At 61.3% G+C, this 17053-nt stretch carries 18 protein-coding genes; 9 read left to right on the top strand and 9 right to left on the bottom strand.

What is annotated here, in order from left to right; genetic code table 11:
• Nucleotides 1-51: 51 nt before the first annotated feature.
• The gene (locus AACY52_RS16690; RefSeq protein WP_339427833.1) at nt 52-1374 is read left to right on the top strand and encodes an MFS transporter; all 1323 of its coding nucleotides are present in this window, start codon (nt 52-54) and stop codon (nt 1372-1374) included.
• A 55-nt stretch (nt 1375-1429) separates the two neighbouring features.
• Entirely contained in the window at nt 1430-2749 is a 1320-nt protein-coding gene (locus AACY52_RS16695) for an MFS transporter (protein ID WP_339414920.1), read from the top strand.
• Here AACY52_RS16695 and AACY52_RS16700 read toward each other — a convergent pair.
• Nucleotides 2727-2906: a hypothetical protein gene (locus AACY52_RS16700; protein ID WP_339414919.1), complete on the bottom strand. Its 180-nt coding sequence runs from the start codon at nt 2904-2906 to the stop codon at nt 2727-2729. The genes AACY52_RS16695 and AACY52_RS16700 overlap by 23 nt on opposite strands.
• 129 nt (nt 2907-3035) lie before the next feature.
• On the opposite strand from AACY52_RS16700, the gene AACY52_RS16705 reads away from it, so the two are divergent.
• Nucleotides 3036-3959: a LysR substrate-binding domain-containing protein gene (locus AACY52_RS16705; RefSeq protein ID WP_065874789.1), complete on the top strand. Its 924-nt coding sequence runs from the start codon at nt 3036-3038 to the stop codon at nt 3957-3959.
• Nucleotides 3960-4008: 49 nt separating this feature from the next.
• On the top strand, nt 4009-4371 hold the full coding sequence (locus AACY52_RS16710) for a 5-carboxymethyl-2-hydroxymuconate Delta-isomerase (protein WP_339414918.1): 363 nt from the start codon (nt 4009-4011) through the stop codon (nt 4369-4371).
• Nucleotides 4372-4403: 32 nt separating this feature from the next.
• Here the strand turns inward: AACY52_RS16710 and AACY52_RS16715 are convergent, their stop codons facing one another.
• From AACY52_RS16715 to AACY52_RS16730, 4 genes are all read right to left on the bottom strand, one after another.
• Nucleotides 4404-5339, bottom strand: a complete 936-nt coding sequence (locus AACY52_RS16715) for a LysR family transcriptional regulator (protein WP_339560632.1) — start codon at nt 5337-5339, stop codon at nt 4404-4406.
• A 137-nt stretch (nt 5340-5476) separates the two neighbouring features.
• A complete protein-coding gene (locus AACY52_RS16720; RefSeq protein ID WP_339438727.1) occupies nt 5477-6664 on the bottom strand; it encodes a cyanate transporter in 1188 nt (395 codons plus the stop codon).
• 163 nt (nt 6665-6827) lie between these two features.
• Nucleotides 6828-7442 carry an NAD(P)-dependent oxidoreductase gene (locus AACY52_RS16725; RefSeq protein ID WP_339414915.1) on the bottom strand — a complete coding sequence of 205 codons (615 nt, stop codon included), beginning with the start codon at nt 7440-7442 and terminating at the stop codon, nt 6828-6830.
• 34 nt (nt 7443-7476) lie between these two features.
• Nucleotides 7477-8343 (bottom strand): MBL fold metallo-hydrolase, encoded by an 867-nt coding sequence (locus AACY52_RS16730; protein ID WP_339560633.1) that lies wholly within the window; start codon nt 8341-8343, stop codon nt 7477-7479.
• 104 nt (nt 8344-8447) lie between these two features.
• Between AACY52_RS16730 and AACY52_RS16735 the strand changes: the two genes are divergently transcribed.
• Nucleotides 8448-9353 (top strand): LysR family transcriptional regulator, encoded by a 906-nt coding sequence (locus AACY52_RS16735; RefSeq protein WP_339437272.1) that lies wholly within the window; start codon nt 8448-8450, stop codon nt 9351-9353.
• 100 nt (nt 9354-9453) lie between these two features.
• Nucleotides 9454-9630: a hypothetical protein gene (locus AACY52_RS16740; RefSeq protein ID WP_339414912.1), complete on the top strand. Its 177-nt coding sequence runs from the start codon at nt 9454-9456 to the stop codon at nt 9628-9630.
• A 34-nt stretch (nt 9631-9664) separates the two neighbouring features.
• Here the strand turns inward: AACY52_RS16740 and AACY52_RS16745 are convergent, their stop codons facing one another.
• Together AACY52_RS16745 and AACY52_RS16750 are read right to left on the bottom strand one after the other, a co-directional pair.
• The gene (locus tag AACY52_RS16745) at nt 9665-10543 is read right to left on the bottom strand and encodes a helix-turn-helix domain-containing protein (protein ID WP_339414911.1); all 879 of its coding nucleotides are present in this window, start codon (nt 10541-10543) and stop codon (nt 9665-9667) included.
• Nucleotides 10540-10755, bottom strand: a complete 216-nt coding sequence (locus AACY52_RS16750) for a hypothetical protein (RefSeq protein WP_339414910.1) — start codon at nt 10753-10755, stop codon at nt 10540-10542. Before AACY52_RS16750 ends, AACY52_RS16745 begins: the two co-directional genes overlap by 4 nt.
• Here AACY52_RS16750 and pobA point away from each other — a divergent pair.
• A complete protein-coding gene (pobA, locus tag AACY52_RS16755; protein ID WP_339438740.1) occupies nt 10733-11917 on the top strand; it encodes a 4-hydroxybenzoate 3-monooxygenase in 1185 nt (394 codons plus the stop codon). The genes AACY52_RS16750 and pobA overlap by 23 nt on opposite strands.
• Before the next feature lie 65 nt (nt 11918-11982).
• Entirely contained in the window at nt 11983-13500 is a 1518-nt protein-coding gene (locus AACY52_RS16760; RefSeq protein WP_339414909.1) for an MDR family MFS transporter, read from the top strand.
• Between the two features lie 132 nt (nt 13501-13632).
• On the opposite strand, the gene AACY52_RS16765 is transcribed toward AACY52_RS16760, so the two are convergent.
• Nucleotides 13633-14472, bottom strand: a complete 840-nt coding sequence (locus AACY52_RS16765) for a cache domain-containing protein (protein WP_339414908.1) — start codon at nt 14470-14472, stop codon at nt 13633-13635.
• 40 nt (nt 14473-14512) lie between these two features.
• Complete coding sequence (locus tag AACY52_RS16770) at nt 14513-15283, bottom strand: transporter substrate-binding domain-containing protein (RefSeq protein ID WP_339414907.1); 771 nt, start codon at nt 15281-15283, stop codon at nt 14513-14515.
• Between the two features lie 344 nt (nt 15284-15627).
• Between AACY52_RS16770 and AACY52_RS16775 the strand changes: the two genes are divergently transcribed.
• Nucleotides 15628-16998 (top strand): glutamine synthetase family protein, encoded by a 1371-nt coding sequence (locus tag AACY52_RS16775; RefSeq protein WP_339414906.1) that lies wholly within the window; start codon nt 15628-15630, stop codon nt 16996-16998.
• Nucleotides 16999-17053: the final 55 nt, after the last annotated feature.

Below are 17053 nucleotides of genomic sequence, written 5' to 3' on the forward strand. Positions count from 1 at the left end.
TTCCTTCGCAACCTTGTGTCAGTGCGCGCCTTCGCGCGCCTGGAGAGGCCCATGGCAACTATAAAAAAAGCGTCGCTGCGCAGCATTCACCGGCATTCCTGGGTGTCGCTGCTGGTCTGTTGGATGATCTGGATCCTCAACGCCTACGACCGTGAGATCGTGTTGCGCCTGGGGCCGACCATCTCCAAGCATTTCGATTTGTCCGCCGACCAATGGGGCACCGTGGCCACGGTGGTCATGCTCGCGCTGGCGCTGTTGGATATCCCCGGCTCCATGTGGAGCGACCGTTATGGCGGCGGCTGGAAACGTGCGCGCTTCCAAGTGCCGTTGGTGCTGGGTTACACCGCGATTTCGTTTCTGTCCGGCTTCAAAGCCTTGAGCGGTAACCTCGCGACCTTTATTGCCCTGCGCGTCGGCGTCAACCTCGGCGCCGGTTGGGGCGAGCCGGTCGGGGTGAGCAACACCGCCGAATGGTGGCCGGTGGAGCGTCGCGGGTTTGCTCTGGGCGCGCACCATACGGGCTACCCGATTGGCGCCATGCTCAGTGGCATTGTCGCGAGTTTTGTCATCACCGTGTTTGGTGAGGACAACTGGCGTTACGTGTTCTTCTTCGCCTTCGTGGTGGCGCTGCCGCTGATGATTTTCTGGGCGCGTTATTCGACGGCCGAGCGCATCACGGCGCTGTACGTCGACATCGCCGCCAAAGGCATGACCCCGCCCGACAGCGCACCGGCCAGCCAAGTCAAAGGCGAGGCCTGGCGTACGTTTATCGCCACCTTGCGCAACCGCAATATCGCCCTTACCGCCGGTAATACGATGCTCACGCAAGTGGTGTACATGGGCGTGAACATTGTACTGCCGGCCTACCTTTACAACATCGCCGGGCTGTCGCTGGCGGAGTCGGCGGGGATGAGCGTGGTGTTCACCCTCACCGGCATTCTCGGGCAGTTGGTGTGGCCGTCGCTGTCGGACATCATTGGCCGGCGCACCACCCTGATCATCTGCGGGCTGTGGATGGCGGCGAGTGTCGGTGCGTTCTACTTCGCCAATACGCTGACCTTGATCATCGTGGTGCAACTGTTGTTCGGCCTGGTGGCGAATGCGGTGTGGCCGATCTACTACGCCGTGGCCTGCGACTCTGCCGAGCCGTCTGCGACCTCCACCGCCAATGGCATCATCACCACTGCAATGTTTATCGGTGGCGGCCTGGCGCCGGTGCTGATGGGCAGCCTGATCGCCATGGGCGGCGGCTGGACCACGCTGCATGGCTACACCGTGTGCTTTTTCGTGATGGCCGGCTGCGCCCTCGGCGGCGCGCTGCTGCAGCTGTTTTCACATCGCCCGCCGGCGTTGGCTGTGCAACTCGACTCCTAGAACAACACTGATGCGCCCCCCAGCCCGGCTGGCGGGGCGCCAAGAGGAATTGCCGATGACTATCGCCATCCCCGCCCGCGAGCCGCAGGCGTTAAACAAACTGATGTTCGTCAAGCTGATGCCCTTGCTGATCATCGCCTACATTTTGAGCTTTCTGGACCGCACCAACATCGCCCTGGCCAAGCATCACCTGGATGTCGACCTGGGCATTTGCGCCGCTGCATACGGATTGGGCGCGGGGCTGTTTTTCCTGACCTATGCGCTGTCGGAAATCCCCAGCAACCTGATCATGCACAAGGTCGGCGCGCGGTTTTGGATCGCCCGGATCATGGTGACCTGGGGCCTGATCTCGGCGGCGATGGCCTTTGTGCAGGGCGAGACCTCGTTCTACGTGCTGCGCCTGTTGCTGGGCATTGCCGAAGCCGGTCTGTTTCCCGGTGTCATGCTCTACCTCACCTACTGGTTCAACCGTGAACAACGGGCGCGTGCCACCGGTTACTTCCTGCTCGGCGTGTGCTTCGCCAACATCATCGGCGGCCCGGTAGGCGCGGCGTTGATGCGCATGGACGGTCTGCTCGGCTGGCACGGCTGGCAGTGGATGTTCCTGCTGGAAGGTTTGCCGGCGGTGGCTTTTGCCTGGGTGGTCTGGCGCAAACTGCCGGACCGTCCGAGCAAGGCGCCGTGGCTGTCGGCCGAGGAAGCGCATGGGATCGAACAGCGCATCGCCCTGGAAACCGAAGAGGGCGCGGGCGAGGGCGGGCACTCGTTGAAAAACTGGCTGACCCCGCAAATTCTGCTGGCGATCTTTGTGTACTTTTGCCATCAGATCACCATCTACACGGTGATTTTTTTCCTGCCGAGCATCATCAGCAAGTACGGCGAACTGAGCACCATGAGCGTCGGCTTGCTGACCTCATTGCCCTGGATCGCGGCGGCTCTCGGCGCGGTATTGATTCCGCGTTTTGCCACCACGCCCGGGCGTTGCCGTCGCTTGTTAGTCACAGGGCTGTTGACCATGGCGTTGGGCCTGGGCATTGCCTCGATGTCGGGGCCGGTGTTCAGTTTGCTGGGCTTTTGCCTCTCGGCGGTGATGTTCTTTGTGGTGCAGTCGATCATCTTTTTGTACCCGGCCTCGCGCCTCAAAGGCGTTGCGCTGGCGGGCGGGCTGGGTTTCGTCAACGCCTGTGGGCTGTTGGGCGGGTTTGTCGGGCCGTCGGTGATGGGGGCGATCGAGATGAGCACCGGCAACGCGATGAACGGCTTGAAAGTGATTGCGGTGGTGTTGGTGATCGCGGCATTGGCAGCCTTGCGTTTACGTCAGGGCCAGGAGCAGGCGCCTGCGCCACAGGCAATCATGAAACCAGCAACGAAATAGGAAAGCCCGACGCCAGCACCCCATACGCCACCATCGCCGCCAGGCACAGGCCGACAAACACCCGCAGCAGTGTGCGGGCGGTGGGGTTGGCAATCAGCTGGATGACCCAGATACAAAACCCGGCCAATACAATGGCCGAGGCGAGAATGACCAGCACGGTAGTGTTCCTGCGACCTTGGAGAGCTGTTTTATAGCCGCAAAGCGGCTGGATGAACAGTGTGCACATAGACGCAGGCCCCCGCGCTTTCTAAACTGCGGCTTGTCTTGGGGAAAGGGGCAGGCGCCGATGAATCGCAATGAATTACGCAAGGCCGACATCAACCTGATGGTGGTGTTCGAAGCGCTGATGCTCGAGCGCAACGTGACGCGGGTGGCGGAGAAGCTGTTTCTCGGCCAGCCGACCATCAGCTCGGCCCTCAACCGCTTGCGCACCTTATTCAACGACCCACTGTTCATTCGTGTCGGCCACCGCATGGAGCCCACCGCGCGCGCCGAGGAAATCATCCAGCACCTGTCGCCGGCCCTGGATTCATTGTCATCGGCCCTGAGCCTGACCCACGATTTCGACCCGTCCATCAGCACCATGACCTTTCGCATCGGCCTGTCCGACGATGTCGAGTTCGGCCTGCTGCCACCGTTGCTACGCGCGTTGCGCCAGGAAGCGCCGCAAGTGGTGTTTGTGGTGCAGCATGTGGACTACTGGCGCATTCCGGACCTGCTGGCCTCTGGTGATATCACCGTCGGCATCACCCAGACCCGTGGCTTGCCGGCGAATGCCAAGCGCAAGCTGCTGCGCCATATCCGCCCGCGCTTGCTGCGCGCCGATGCCTCTGACACACCGCTGACCCTCGATGAATATTGCTCGCGGCCCCATGTGCTGGTGTCCCACACCGCCAACGTGTCGGGGTTTGCCGATGAATGGCTGGCGGAAATCGGCCGCAAACGCCACGTGGTGTTGTCGGTGCCGCAGTACAGCGCATTGCCGGCGTTGCTCGCCGGCACTGACCTGATCGCCAGCCTGCCGGACTACACCGCCGAAGCCATGGCGGTGTCGGGCCACCTGTTCTGTGAGCCGTTTCCGTTCGAGACGCCGACCCTGGATTTGTCGATGGTCTGGCTCAGTCATGTGGACACTGACCCGGCTGAACGCTGGGTGCGTTCGCGGCTTGAGGCCTTCATGAGTGATCGAGGGTTGGCGACCCAGGCCTGACTCGCATGGTATACCTGCGAAACTTCCTACAATAAATTTGGAGCCCTTCATGCCACACCTGCACCTGGAATACACCGCCAACCTGACAGGCCTTGCCGTCGAGAAAGTCCTGTTGCGGCTCAACAACGTGCTGATGGTCTCCGGCCAGTTCGGTTCCGAGTTCGATATCAAAAGCCGTGCGGTCAAGGTCGAGAGTTTCCAGGTAGGCACTTCCCTCGATCCGCGTGGGTTTGTCGCATTGAAGCTTTCGCTGCTCAGCGGGCGGTCACCACAGGTCAAGAAGCAGTTGTCGGAAAGCTTGCTGGCGGCGTTGCAGGACGCGAGCGACTGGCCGGCGGATATACAGGTTCAACTGAGTGTCCTGTTGGTGGACATGGACCGCGATGCCTACAGCAAAGCCGTCATCGGCTGACACCGCAACGATGCCACCGGCGTAGGGTCCTTTCACAGCAAGCCCTGGTCCGCGCAGACTTTTACAACCTGCTCACGAAACCAGGTATTGGCACTGTCCTGTTCACTGGTTTCATTCCACTGCATCTCCAGCGTGAACCCCGGCAAACCGTTGGGCGCCTCGCAATGGCCGAACACCGCCGCAGGCGCCAACAGCTTTTGCACGCGGCGCGGCAGGGTGACGATAAAGTCGGTGCCGGTGATCATCTTCAGCGCCGCACTGTAGCTGTTGGCGCGGGCGATCACTTGGCGCTTGTGGGCCTGGCGCGCCAGCCAGCCGTCGATCATGTTGGTGTCGGAGGTCCACGGCGTGGGGAACACATGCCGTCGCTCGACAAAGGTTTGTAGGCTGAAGGCCGGTTCGCGCGGCGCTGAGCGTTTATCGAACACGCACACCAGGTCGTCTTCGAGCAGCATCTGCTTGCGGAAGTCTTTATGGGCGCGGTGGAAGTTGGGGCCGAAACAGATCACCAGATCGAGACGGCCATCGCGCAGGTCGTCGGCGGGGATGTCGGTTTCCAGCTTCTGTACATTGACGATCACCGGCAGGTCGGCGCGGTCGAAGTGCTTCAACAGGCGCGGCAGGATCAACTGTTCGAAATATTCCGGCGCGCACACGTTGAACGTCACGGCCTTTTGCGTCGGGTCGAAAGCCTGGCCACCGGCGTGGCACAGGTTGATGCTCTCGAGAATTTTCTGCACATGGCCGTACATGGTGGTGGCCTTGTACGTCGGGCGCATGCCCGCTCGTGTGTTGATAAACAACTCGTCTTCGAAACTGGTGCGCAGCTTCTTCAGGCTGTAGCTCACGGTGGACTGGCTGACAAACAGCGTTTCGGACACCTCGGTAACGCTGCTCTGATCATAGACGGCGATAAATACCATCAAGTCCTGCATGTCGAGCTTTCTGAGCAAGTTACTGTTTAACATCGGTTTCGTCCGTAAACCCGTTGTACCGAACTCAGTACAAGACAACGCAAAAGCTTAACGGAACGAGCGTGCCATTAGAAAGCTCTGTAGGGCGTTTCTATGTTTGGCGTGAGACAAATACTGTTTGCAACACGACTTCAGTGGATATGGTGTGCGTAGTGTTTTGGGTTAAAGCGCGTGACGATCAGCAGCATCACTACGATCACCGCCGTCAGCGACCACCAGGCCCATTCGAAGCTGCCCAGTTGATCGCGGATCATCCCCGCGATCAGCGGCGACAGCCCGGCTATCAAGTAGCCGATACCTTGAACAAACGCCGTGAGGCCACCGGCGCGGCGCGGGTTGTCCAAGTGGTCGAGGGACAGGATCAAGCTCATCGGGAACAGCCCGCCAATGCCCAGGCCGAGCAGGCAGGGCCACAGCAGGCTCAGGTATTGCGGGCTGAGAATCAACCCGCAGAAACCGAGGATGATCAGCACCAGCAGCACCGCAACCACACCGCGTTTATCCCGGCGACGGTTGGCGATGGCGGGGGTGATCAAGCCGGACACCACTTCCATTGCCGTCAAAAAGCCCAGCAGCAAACCGGCGTTCTGTTCGCTCCAGCCTTGCTCCACGTAGTACGGCGCCAGCCAGGCGAGTACGCAGGTGTAGGACGCAGTACCAAGGCCGAAAAAGACGGCCAGCAACCAGGCCCGGCCGTTACCGAAAAACGATGCCTGTGGGCCGGCATTGGCTTGCGGCAACGGCGGCAGCACCGAGCGCTGCGCAACCCAGAACGCCAGCGCCAGTACCGCGAGCACTGCCCAGATTGCCAGGCCAATGCGCCAACTGCCGGTCTGCACTTGCACGAAGGGCGCGAACGACGCCGCCAGCGCAGCGCCCCCCATGATCGCGGTGACGTACAGGCCCATGAACAGCGAGACGTTATCGCTGAATCGCGACTTGATCAGCGCCGGCATCAATGCCTGGATCATCGCAATGCCCACCCCGGCCGCGATGGCGCTGACGATCAGCTCCAGCGCCGAATCGAGGAACAACCGCGACAGCGTAGCGATGCCAATCACCAGCAGCGACAGCCCAATGCTGCGGTGTTCGCCAAAACGCTTTGCCAGGCCCATGCCAAAGAACATCGCCAAGCCCATGGCCATCACCGGCAACATGGTCAGCAACGCAGCGCTGCTGAAACTCAACGGCACGTCGCCGCGAATCGATGACAACAGTGGGCCCACGGCGGCCATTGATGGGCGCAGGTTGAGGGCGACCAGCACGACACTGATCATCAGCCAGAGGGCGGTGGTGGGTTTGGTGTGAACGGTTTCCATGGGCGGGCCTTGAGTGAGCAAGGGCGAATCAGGCCATGGAGGGGAGGCGTGGGGCAAATGAGAAAGTCGCAGTGCCTATTGAAAAATTGCAGCTGACTGATTCTCCGTTGATCAACATGTGGGAGCAGGCAAGCCAGCGCCCACAGTTTTTAACCGCGTTGGGTCAGTAGCCCACGGTGAAACGCTGGCGGGAGTGCTTTGGTGATTCCACTTCGTCGATAAGGGCAATCGCGTAATCAGCAAAACTGATCCAACTACGCCCTTCACGGCTCACCAACAAATCGTCCTTGCCTACACGGAATTTACCGGTGCGTTCGGTCTCAACAAACTCCGCCGAGGGCGACAGGAAGGTCCAATCCAGTTCCTTCTCCTGACGCAGCGCATCGAGAAACGCAGCCCCCGCGCTGGCCTCGGCTTTGTACTCTGCCGGGAAGCCTTCGCTGTCGATCACCCGACCGCCACCCGGCAGCAACAGCGAACCGGCACCGCCCACCACCAGCAGGCGTTTCACCCCGGCTTTTTTCACCGGCCCGATCACGGCGCTGGCGGGCAGGGTGGCGAAGTGTGCGGCGCTGATCACCACATCGCTGCCGCTGACGGCGTGTGGCAGGGCATCTGCGTCCAGTGCGTCAACCTGTTTGACGGTGACGCCAGGGCGAATGGCCAGCTTGTCGGTATTACGTGCGATGGCTACAACGCTATGCCCACGGCGCAGCGCTTCTTCCAGCAGTTGGCTACCGGCACGGCCAGTGGCCCCAATGATTGCAATCTTGCTCATGACGTTCTCCAGGACGGTTAAGGTTTGAAACGCTTCACCACTTCATTTCGCCCTTGGCGACTTTGGCGCTCAGCGCCAGCGAGCTTTCGTCGGCGAGGGTCGGGAAACGCTTTTTCATGGCCGCGATCAGGGCAGCGGAATCCTTGGCTTTGGCGGTCTCGACGTCAAAGGCCTTGATGTAGTCGGCGGTAAAGGCCACCGATTTCAGCGACGGTGTGCCCAGGTAATGGCCTGGAACCACGGTGCGAGGTTTGAGCCGTTCGATGCGTTGCAGGGTGGCGAGCCAATCTTTGTGGGATTGCGCGCTCTGGGTGTCGGCCATCCACAGGTGGATGTTTTCAGCGACGACCACACCACCGACCACGGCTTTGATCGACGGGATCCACACAAAGCTGCGATCCGTCTGCGGGCCATCCAGACCGATGACATCCAGTTGTTGGCCTTCGAGGGTCAAGCTGTGGCCTTCAAGCACCTGCGGGACGATGGTTTTGGCCGGCTTGTCGGCGCCCATTTTCGGGCCCCAGAACTCAAGCTTTCCGGCAACGGTCGCCTTGATGTGGTCGACCACCGGTTGCGGTGCAAGCACCTTGGCGTCGGGGAACGCGGCGGTGAGGGTGTCGAGGCCGAAGTAGTAGTCCGGATCGCCATGGCTGATGTAGATGGTGGTGAGGTGTTTGCCGCTGGCGCGGATCTTTTGCACCAACTGCTCGGCCTGGCCCTTGCCGAATTGCGCGTCCACCAGGATGGCGTCCTTGGCACCGCTGACCAGCACCGAGCTGACCGGGAAGATCGCGGCTTCGCCTGGGTTGTACACGTCCAGCGTCAGGTCGGCCGCAGCCGCATGGGCGGCGAAGGCCAAGGCAGCGGTGGCCAGGGTCAGGCGCTTGAAGGTTGAGAACATCGGACAGCTCCAGCATGGGTAAGGGATGCACAGAGCTTAGTTGCACAAAACCAGACTAAAAATGCGATGCTGGGACATAGTTTGTTTCTAAAATCGGGCAGATCATGGATCGTCTTCAAGCAATGCGCGTGTTTGTCACGGTGGTGGACCTGGGTAGCCAGTCCGCCGCCGCCGACCATTTGGACCTGTCGCGGCCGGTGGTGTCGCGCTACCTGGCCGAGCTGGAAGACTGGGTCGGCGCACGTTTGCTGCACCGCACCACGCGCAAGCTCAGCCTCACGGCGGCCGGCAGTGAAACCCTGCCGCGCTGTCGGCAAATGCTGGAACTGAGCGGCGATATGCAGGCCGCTGTCAGCGAGCCCGACGACGCGCCCCGCGGCCTGCTGCGCCTGAGTGTGAGTACGTCTTTCGGCCAGGCGCAATTGGCGCAGGCCATCGCCGAGTACGTCAAGCGCTACCCGCTGGTGACGGTTGACCTGCAGATGCTCGACCGCACGGTGAACCTGGTGGATGAGCGTATCGACCTGGCCATCCGCACCAGCAATGACCTGGACCCCAACCTTATCGCCCGGCGGCTGACGGTGTGTCGCTCAGTGGTCTGCGCCACGCCGGCTTATCTGCTGGAGCATCCGGCCCCGCAGAAAGTCGAAGACCTGGCCGGGCACAACTGCCTCACCCACTCTTATTTCGGTAAAAGCCTGTGGCATTTCGAAGAGCGTGGCGAGCACGTTTCGGTGCCCATCAACGGCAATATCACGTCCAACGAGGCCAGCACCTTGTTGCGCGTGACGCTGGCCGGGGCAGGGGTGTCGATGCTGCCCAGTTACCAGGCCGGCGACTACATCCGCCGCGGTGAACTGGTACGCCTGCTGCCCGATGCAGAGCCTCGCCGGATGAACATTTACGCGGTATACGCCTCGCGCAAGCACATGCCATCGGCGCTGCGCAGCCTGTTGGATTTCCTGGTGGTGCGGTTCCCGGAAGAGCCCGCATGGGATGCGGGTCTCTAGGTCGACATAAGCGTGTTGAATGTCGCCTGATAATGGCAACTCGCGCGCGTTGACCTATGCTTTGGATAGCACCCTGTAGATCCGCTCAGAGGTCTGTGCCATGAGTATTAAAACCAGAAAATACCTGATGATTTTCAGCCTGTGCGCACTCGCCAGCGCGCTGTACGGGGCTGCCGCCTACCGTGTGGAGCAAACGCGTCTGCAGCCGACCTTTGCGATCAGTTGCCATCAGGACCAATGTGTTCCGCGTACCGGCAGTTTCAGTGCCTTGCGCTAAAACCGCCCGCTCCCACAAAAGCCCGCGCTTACATTCAGCTTTGCGGCGCCTCGGCCTTCAGCTGTTCGCGAAACGCCTTGGGCGAAAACCCGACCCGTCGGCGAAACAGCCGTGAGAAGTTGGTCGGGTCGGAAAAGCCCAACACCTCCGACATTTCATTAATGGTCATGCTGGTGTAAGTCAGCAGACGCTTGGCTTCCAGCAACTGGCGGTCATGCATGATCTGCAGCGCAGGCTGCCCACCCAACTCCCGACATGTTCCGTTCAGGTGTGAGACCGAGATCCCCAGCTTGTGGGCCAGGTCCTCGATCTTCGGGTGTTCGCGGTAATGCTGCTCGACCAGTTGGGTAAAGCGCCGGAAGTATTCACGCCCCCTGGGCGCCCGAGGGTGGCGATGCTGGATGGCCTGGCGGCTGATCCACACCAGCAGCACGCTGACCAGCGCATGCATCATCATGTCTCGCGCTGGCTGGTCGTCGGCGTATTCATCCTGCAGACGGGCAAACTGACTGTTCAGGTAATCACTGTCTTTGCCTGCCGGGTAACTGCCCAATGCCTGCAAGCCGTCTACCGTTGCGCCCAGCTGTGCTTGCAGATGGCTGACCAGCGGCGCTGCGAGCGTCACGACATAGCCTTCAACATCCTCGGGAAAGCGAAACCCGTGCACGCACAACGGCGGCAATACCTGCAGGGTCGCTTCATTCAAGGTGGTGCGCTGGCCTTCGATTTCCAGCTGTGCCTGGCCTTTGTGCACGTAGAGCAGTTGGCACAGATCCGCGTGCCGGTGGGGTTGGATTTCCCACTGGTATTCCCGACTGCGCCGGGAAATGGTTTCACAGTGCAACAAATCGGGGGTCGGCCATTGCTGGTCTTCCCCGTAAAGCTTGAAGACCGGAATCGCGGTTTTGGTCATGGTTTCAATCCGATACGCAGGACAGTGGTGCGGTAATCGCCCCAATTGGCAAAAAGCGCAGGCTTTGGCTCAGTTTTCACCTTCTTATGCTGCTCGCTCAAGTGAAAAATGTCAGCCACAAGACCAATGACAACTCTTTCACCCTGTCCGTTCGGGTGGAACTTGCGGGCCATAAAAATAATGAAAACGCTGAAAACCCAAGTCGCCATCATCGGCGCCGGTCCCTCTGGACTGCTGCTCGGTCAACTGCTGCACAATGCGGGTATCGAGACCCTTATCCTAGAGCGCCAGAGCGCCGATTACGTGCAAGGGCGCATTCGTGCCGGGGTGCTGGAGCAAGGCATGGTCGACCTGTTGAGGCAGGCCGGCGTCAGCCAGCGAATGGACAGCGAAGGCCAGGTGCATAACGGATTCGAGCTGGCGCTGAACGGCCAGCTCACCCATATCGACCTCAAGGGCTTGACCGGCGGCCAGTCGGTGATGATCTACGGCCAGACCGAAGTCACCCGCGACCTGATGGCCGCGCGTGCCGCCGCTGGCGCCACCACTTTTTATGAAGCCCATAACGTGCAGCCCCACGGCCTTAAAAGTGATCGACCCTGGCTGACGTTTGAGCACCAGGGTGAGGCGTTTCGCCTGGAGTGCGACTACATTGCCGGTTGCGACGGTTACCACGGCGTTGCGCGCCAATCGATCCCGGCCGAATCGCTCAAGGTCTTCGAGCGGGTCTACCCCTTCGGCTGGCTGGGTATCCTGGCCGACACGCCGCCCGTGCACGCTGAGCTGGTGTACGCCAAGCACGCGCGCGGCTTTGCCTTGTGCAGCATGCGCTCGTCGACCCGCAGCCGCTATTACCTGCAAGTGCCGCTGGAAGAACCTATTGATGAATGGCCTGACGCACGCTTCTGGGACGAGCTGAAAACCCGCCTGCCCAGCCACCTCGCCGAGAACCTGGTGACCGGTCCGTCGATCGAAAAAAGCATCGCGCCGCTGCGCAGTTTCGTGGTGGAACCGATGCAGTACGGCCGCCTGTTCCTGCTGGGTGACGCGGCGCATATCGTGCCGCCCACCGGCGCCAAGGGCTTGAACCTGGCGGCGAGTGACGTGAGCACACTGTATCGGATTCTGCTCAAGGTCTACGGCGAGGGGCGCGTGGACTTGCTGGAACGCTATTCCGCCATCTGCCTGCGGCGGGTGTGGAAGGCCGAGCGGTTTTCCTGGTGGATGACCTCGATGTTGCATCAATTTCCCGAGGCGGACGGTTTCAGCCAGCGCATTGCTGAGAGTGAGCTTGAGTACTTCATCCACTCCGAGGCGGGGCGCAAAACCATCGCAGAAAATTACGTCGGACTTCCTTACGAAGCTATCGAGTAGCCTGCTATCGTATCGAGCATTCCCGCGGGCCGACTTTCCCGCGGGCCCTGCTCGAAGGTCTTGCCGTGACGCACCTCAATCAGCCCGCTCCGCCGCTTCCCGCTGTGCGCAGTATCCTCGCCTCATTGATGATGGCGATCTTCCTGGGTGCCCTGGACCAGACCATTGTCGCAGTGTCCATGCCGGCCATTTCGGCGCAGTTCCACGACGTCAACCTGCTGGCCTGGGTGATTTCCGGCTACATGGTGGCGATGACCGTGGCCGTGCCGATCTACGGCAAGCTCGGCGACCTGTATGGGCGCCGGCCGATGATGCTGATCGGCATGGGCCTGTTCACCCTGGCCTCGCTGTTCTGCGGCATGGCGCAAAGCATGGAGCAACTGGTGCTGGCGCGGATCCTCCAGGGCATCGGCGCCGGCGGCATGATTTCGGTGAGCCAGGCGATCATTGGCGACATCATCCCGCCCCGTGAACGCGGACGCTACCAAGGCTATTTCAGCAGTATGTACGCGGTGGCCAGCGTGGCCGGGCCGGTCCTCGGCGGCTACATGACCGAGTACTTGTCGTGGCGCTGGGTATTTTTGATCAACCTGCCATTGGGCGCCGGCGCCTGGTACGTGGCCCATCGCACCCTGGTGGGGCTGCCGGTGCCGCAGCGCAAGCCGATCATCGATTACCTCGGCACTGTGCTGATGATCGTCGGCCTGACCGCGTTGCTGCTGGGCATCACCGAAATCGGCCAGGGCCATCATTGGCGTGACAATGAAGTACTGGGCCTGCTGGCGTGTTCGCTGCTGGCGTTGAGCCTGTTTGTCTGGCACGAACGCCGCGCGCGTGAGCCGTTGTTGCCGATGCATTTGTTCGCCAACCGCAGCGCGGTGTTGTGCTGGTGCACGATTTTCTTCACCAGCTTCCAGGCGATTTCCCTGACGGTGCTGATGCCGCTGCGTTATCAGACGGTGACCGGCTCAGGTGCCGACAGCGCCGCCCTGCACCTGCTGCCGCTGGCAATGGGCTTGCCGATGGGCGCCTATTTTGCCGGGCGCATGACCTCGGTGACCGGGCGTTATAAACCGATGATCCTCAGCGGCGCGCTGTTGAGCCCCTTTGCGATTCTCGGCATGGCCTTGAGCGCGCCTCAGGCGGTGGGGCTGACAGCCGTGTTTATGCTGCTGTGCGGGATCGCGGCCGGCATGCAATTTCCCACCTCGCTGGTGGGCACGCAAAACTCGGTGGAACAACGCGATATCGGCGTCGCTACCAGCACCACCAACCTGTTCCGTTCCCTCGGTGGGGCAGTGGGGGTGGCGTGCATGTCGGCGCTGTTGCTGGCGCTGTTGCAGGATTCCAGCTTCGCCCACCTGGCCAGCGGCGCGCTGGCCGTTGAAGGTAGCTCCGGTAATGTGTTGCTTGATGGCCTCAACGCGGCTCCCGGCCCGGCGCAGGACGCCTTGCGCGGGGAATTGGCGGTGACGTTCCGGCATTTGCTGATGGTGAGTGCGGCGGTGTCGTTGTTGGGCTTGGCGGCGGCGATTGCGATGCCCAACCGCGTGCTGCGCGGTCGCGAAGACAAGGCAAAATAACCGGCATGATGCAGTTCAAAATGTGGGAGCTGGCTTGCCTGCGATAGCGGTGGTTCAGCTTGCACAGCTGTTACTGATACACCGCTATCGCAGGCAAGCCAGCTCCCACAGGAGATTGCATTTCAAGTCCAATCAGGGGCTGTAGTAACCCACCGCCACCATGAAATGTCCGGCCTTGCGCACATACGCATGCTTGTTCTCGACCTTGCCGGTCACCGGGTTTTTCCAGCGGTATGTGTATTCACCCTGGTCCTGCTCGGCCATCAGCTTGAGGATCGGCTCGCCCACCGGCTTGCCGTCGGGGTCCTTGATCTTGCTGAAGTCGGTGTTGATCAGCCGCAGGGTGGTGCCGTGGGCCACGTAGCGTCGGGTATTGAGGTCGACGACAAACACGTAGAGGTCATCCTGCAAGAAGCCGCCTTGCAAGGAGTTGATCGCCTTGAGCGTGCCCGACTCATCCTTGAGCAATGCGTTCACCGCCTTGTTGCGCAGGGCGCGTGCCTGTTCCGGTGTGGCCCGCGGCAAGTAATAACCCACGGCCAGGATGCGTTCGCCCACGCGCTGGTAGAACACGTGCTTGTGCTCGACCTTGCCATCGTTCCAGTTCTGCCAGCGGTAATCGGCCTGCTGGATGCCCTGGCCTTCCGGCACCTTCAGCGCGTCTTTAAATGACTGGCGCAGATCCGGTCCCAGTACGTCGGACACATCGCGTCCGATCAAGGCGGAGGAGGGCCCGCCACTGGCCAGCAGCACGCCCTGGGTATCGACCACGAACACATAGCGATCCTGATCAATAAACTCCCCCTGGCGACTGAACGCAGCAAAGGCCTTGTCGCCGTTGCTCTGGTAGTAGGCCAAGGCTTTCTCCAGCAGCGCCTTGGCCGCCTGCGCATCCTCATCCTGAGCCGTCGCGGCATGCGCCTGGCTGAAACACAACAACAGCAGCCAGGTGATTCGAAGCAATCGCGTCATAACCTATCCCTCGTTTTTATTGATGTGACAAGAGCGTAGCTCAGGGCGCCGCCAGCCATTGACTGACGATGCCGTCATACACCCCGGTGGCCACGCTCAGGTGCAACCATTGGTCGACATAGCTTTTCCATGCCACATCGTCGCGGGGCAGCATGAAGGCTTTTTCGCTGTACTGCATCTGCCGCTCAGGGTTGACCGCGCACAGCCCTGGCTTGAGCTTTTGCTGGTAACGCGCTTCGCTGGCGTCGGTGATCATCACGTCGGCCTTGCCCGCCAGCAGTTCGTCGAAGATGGTCACGTTGTCATGCAAGCGGATTTGCGCCTGGCCCAAGTGGGCGCGCGCGAATATTTCGTTGGTGCCGCCGGCGGGCTCGATCACGCGGACCTGCGGTTGGTTGATCTGCTCGACGGTCTGATAACGCTGCACATCGGCGCAGCGCACCAGCGGGATCTTGCCGTCGACGCCGAGGGCCTGGCTGAAGAAAGCTTTTTTCTGGCGCTCCAGCGACACCGAAATGCCGCCCACGGCAATATCGCAGCGTTGGGCGAGGAAGTCCGGCATCAGGGTTTTCCAGGTGGTGGGCACCCACTGGATGTTGGCGTTGAGGCTCTTGGCCAGGGACTCGGCCATGGCGATGTCGATGCCTTCGTAGCTGCCATCGGCGCGCAGGGAGGTGTAGGGCTTGTAGTCGCCGGTGGTGCAGACGCTGAGCGTGCCGCGTTGGAGCACCTGGTCTAGACGCGAAGGGGCGACGTCGGCCAGGGCGCTGGTGGCCATACCTAATACACACAGGGCAAAAAGAGCTTTCATGCGGTCGAGTCCTTGGGGCATGGTCTTGGGCGGTCATTATTTCCAGCGTTGGGCAGTGTGGCAAGGCGCTGCGAATGTTTAGCCAAGTCGCAACCAAACTCCATCAACCCTGAATTTACCCACCTGTGCAGGCGTGTGAGGCTGGCCGCTATCTTCAGCACTGTGATCCCTGCATGGACGGCTCTCTCGACACCCACCCCGCGACACTGCCGTCCGATCTCGCGTTCTGGGCCTTGTTCCACTGCCGTCACGCACGCCCACCAGATACCTCATTCCTACGTTGATCCATCCCTTGGATGGCGTGCACCTGCGCGTCTGCTTTACACAAACGTATGAGAATGCCCATGAGTGTGTTTGCCTGCCTGAACGAAGCCCAGTCTTACCTCGAACACAACCCGGACATCGAAATGTTCGAGCTGTTTATCCTCGACAACAATGGTGTGCCACGCGGCAAATTGCTGCACCGCGATGAACTGCTGGCGGTGTACGAGAGCGGCCGGCCCTTGCCCAGCACTATCCTGGGCCTGACCATCAATGGCGACGACGTGGAAAACTCCGGGCTGGTGTGGGAGGTGGGCGATATCGACTGCCGCGCCTACCCGATCAGCGGCAGTTTGCATCGCATGCCGTGGCGTCTGATCCCGACGGCGGCGGTGCAGGTCAGCATGCACCCCACCGAAGGTCTGCCCGCCACCGTGGCTGATCCCCGGCATTTGCTGGCCAAAGTGATCGACGGGCTCAAGGCCGATGGTTATTACCCCGTGATGGCGGCGGAGTTGGAGTTTTACCTGCTTGACCAAAAACCCGACAGCAATGGCCGGCCACAACCGGCGCGGGATGTGGATGGCGGGCGCCCGCGTTCGACCCAGGTCTACGGCCTGCGCGAGCTGGAACAGATCGAGCCGTTCCTCGCCGACCTCTACAGCGCCTGTAAACTGCAAGGCATCCCGGCGCGCACGGCGATTTCCGAATACGCCCCCGGTCAAGTGGAAATCACCCTGGAACACCGTACCGACGCCCTGCAAGCCATGGATGAAGCGGTGCGCTATAAACGCTTGGTCAAGGGCGTGGCGCACAAACACGGGATGACCGCCTGCTTCATGGCCAAGCCGTTCGATGACTTGGCTGGCACTGGCATGCACATGCACGTGAGCCTGGCGGACGCCGCGGGCAATAACCTGTTCGCCAGCGAAGCCACTGACGGCACGCCGCTGCTGCGCCAGGCGGTGGGTGGCATGCTCAGCACCTTGATCGATTCGCTGTTGCTGTTCTGCCCCAATGCCAACTCTTACCGTCGCTTCCAAACCAACAGCTACGCGCCGCTGGCCGCCACTTGGGGCGTGGACAACCGCACCGTCAGCCTGCGCGTGCCTGGTGGGCCGGCCAACTCCCGGCATATCGAACACCGCATCTGCGGCGCCGACGCCAACCCTTACCTGGCGGCTGCCGCAATCCTGGCCGGCATTCACCGTGGCATCCGTGAACAGCGCGACCCCGGCCCTCCGGTGGAGGGCAACGGTTACGCCCAGGCCAAGGAGCTGCTGCCGACCGACTGGCTTACCACTCTGCGCGCGCTGGAAGGTTCAAGCTGGGCGCGGGAGGCATTTGGCAGTGAATTCCTCGGCGTGTACCTGGCGGTAAAACGCGCTGAGTATCGCCAGTTCATGGGCGAGGTAGGGGAGCAGGATTGGCGCTGGTATTTGCATCAGGCGTGAGCCGGTGAAAGGGCGGTGGCGGCTTCGACCTTTTTTTCACGTTGTGGTGTTTAAG

Source organism: Pseudomonas sp. EA_65y_Pfl1_P113, assembly GCF_963970525.1.
GTDB lineage: Bacteria > Pseudomonadota > Gammaproteobacteria > Pseudomonadales > Pseudomonadaceae > Aquipseudomonas > Aquipseudomonas tritici.

What these genes read in the sequence shown, in the direction of transcription:
- AACY52_RS16690 (WP_339427833.1), top strand. Translation starts at nt 52, where the DNA reads ATGGCAACTATAAAAAAAGCGTCGCTGCGCAGCATTCACCGGCATTCC.
- AACY52_RS16695 (WP_339414920.1), top strand. Translation starts at nt 1,430, where the DNA reads ATGACTATCGCCATCCCCGCCCGCGAGCCGCAGGCGTTAAACAAACTG.
- AACY52_RS16705 (WP_065874789.1), top strand. Translation starts at nt 3,036, where the DNA reads ATGAATCGCAATGAATTACGCAAGGCCGACATCAACCTGATGGTGGTG.
- AACY52_RS16710 (WP_339414918.1), top strand. Translation starts at nt 4,009, where the DNA reads ATGCCACACCTGCACCTGGAATACACCGCCAACCTGACAGGCCTTGCC.
- AACY52_RS16715 (WP_339560632.1), bottom strand. Translation starts at nt 5,339, where the DNA reads ATGTTAAACAGTAACTTGCTCAGAAAGCTCGACATGCAGGACTTGATG.
- AACY52_RS16720 (WP_339438727.1), bottom strand. Translation starts at nt 6,664, where the DNA reads ATGGAAACCGTTCACACCAAACCCACCACCGCCCTCTGGCTGATGATC.
- AACY52_RS16725 (WP_339414915.1), bottom strand. Translation starts at nt 7,442, where the DNA reads ATGAGCAAGATTGCAATCATTGGGGCCACTGGCCGTGCCGGTAGCCAA.
- AACY52_RS16730 (WP_339560633.1), bottom strand. Translation starts at nt 8,343, where the DNA reads ATGTTCTCAACCTTCAAGCGCCTGACCCTGGCCACCGCTGCCTTGGCC.
- AACY52_RS16735 (WP_339437272.1), top strand. Translation starts at nt 8,448, where the DNA reads ATGGATCGTCTTCAAGCAATGCGCGTGTTTGTCACGGTGGTGGACCTG.
- AACY52_RS16740 (WP_339414912.1), top strand. Translation starts at nt 9,454, where the DNA reads ATGAGTATTAAAACCAGAAAATACCTGATGATTTTCAGCCTGTGCGCA.
- AACY52_RS16745 (WP_339414911.1), bottom strand. Translation starts at nt 10,543, where the DNA reads ATGACCAAAACCGCGATTCCGGTCTTCAAGCTTTACGGGGAAGACCAG.
- AACY52_RS16750 (WP_339414910.1), bottom strand. Translation starts at nt 10,755, where the DNA reads ATGATGGCGACTTGGGTTTTCAGCGTTTTCATTATTTTTATGGCCCGC.
- AACY52_RS16765 (WP_339414908.1), bottom strand. Translation starts at nt 14,472, where the DNA reads ATGACGCGATTGCTTCGAATCACCTGGCTGCTGTTGTTGTGTTTCAGC.
- AACY52_RS16770 (WP_339414907.1), bottom strand. Translation starts at nt 15,283, where the DNA reads ATGAAAGCTCTTTTTGCCCTGTGTGTATTAGGTATGGCCACCAGCGCC.
- AACY52_RS16775 (WP_339414906.1), top strand. Translation starts at nt 15,628, where the DNA reads ATGAGTGTGTTTGCCTGCCTGAACGAAGCCCAGTCTTACCTCGAACAC.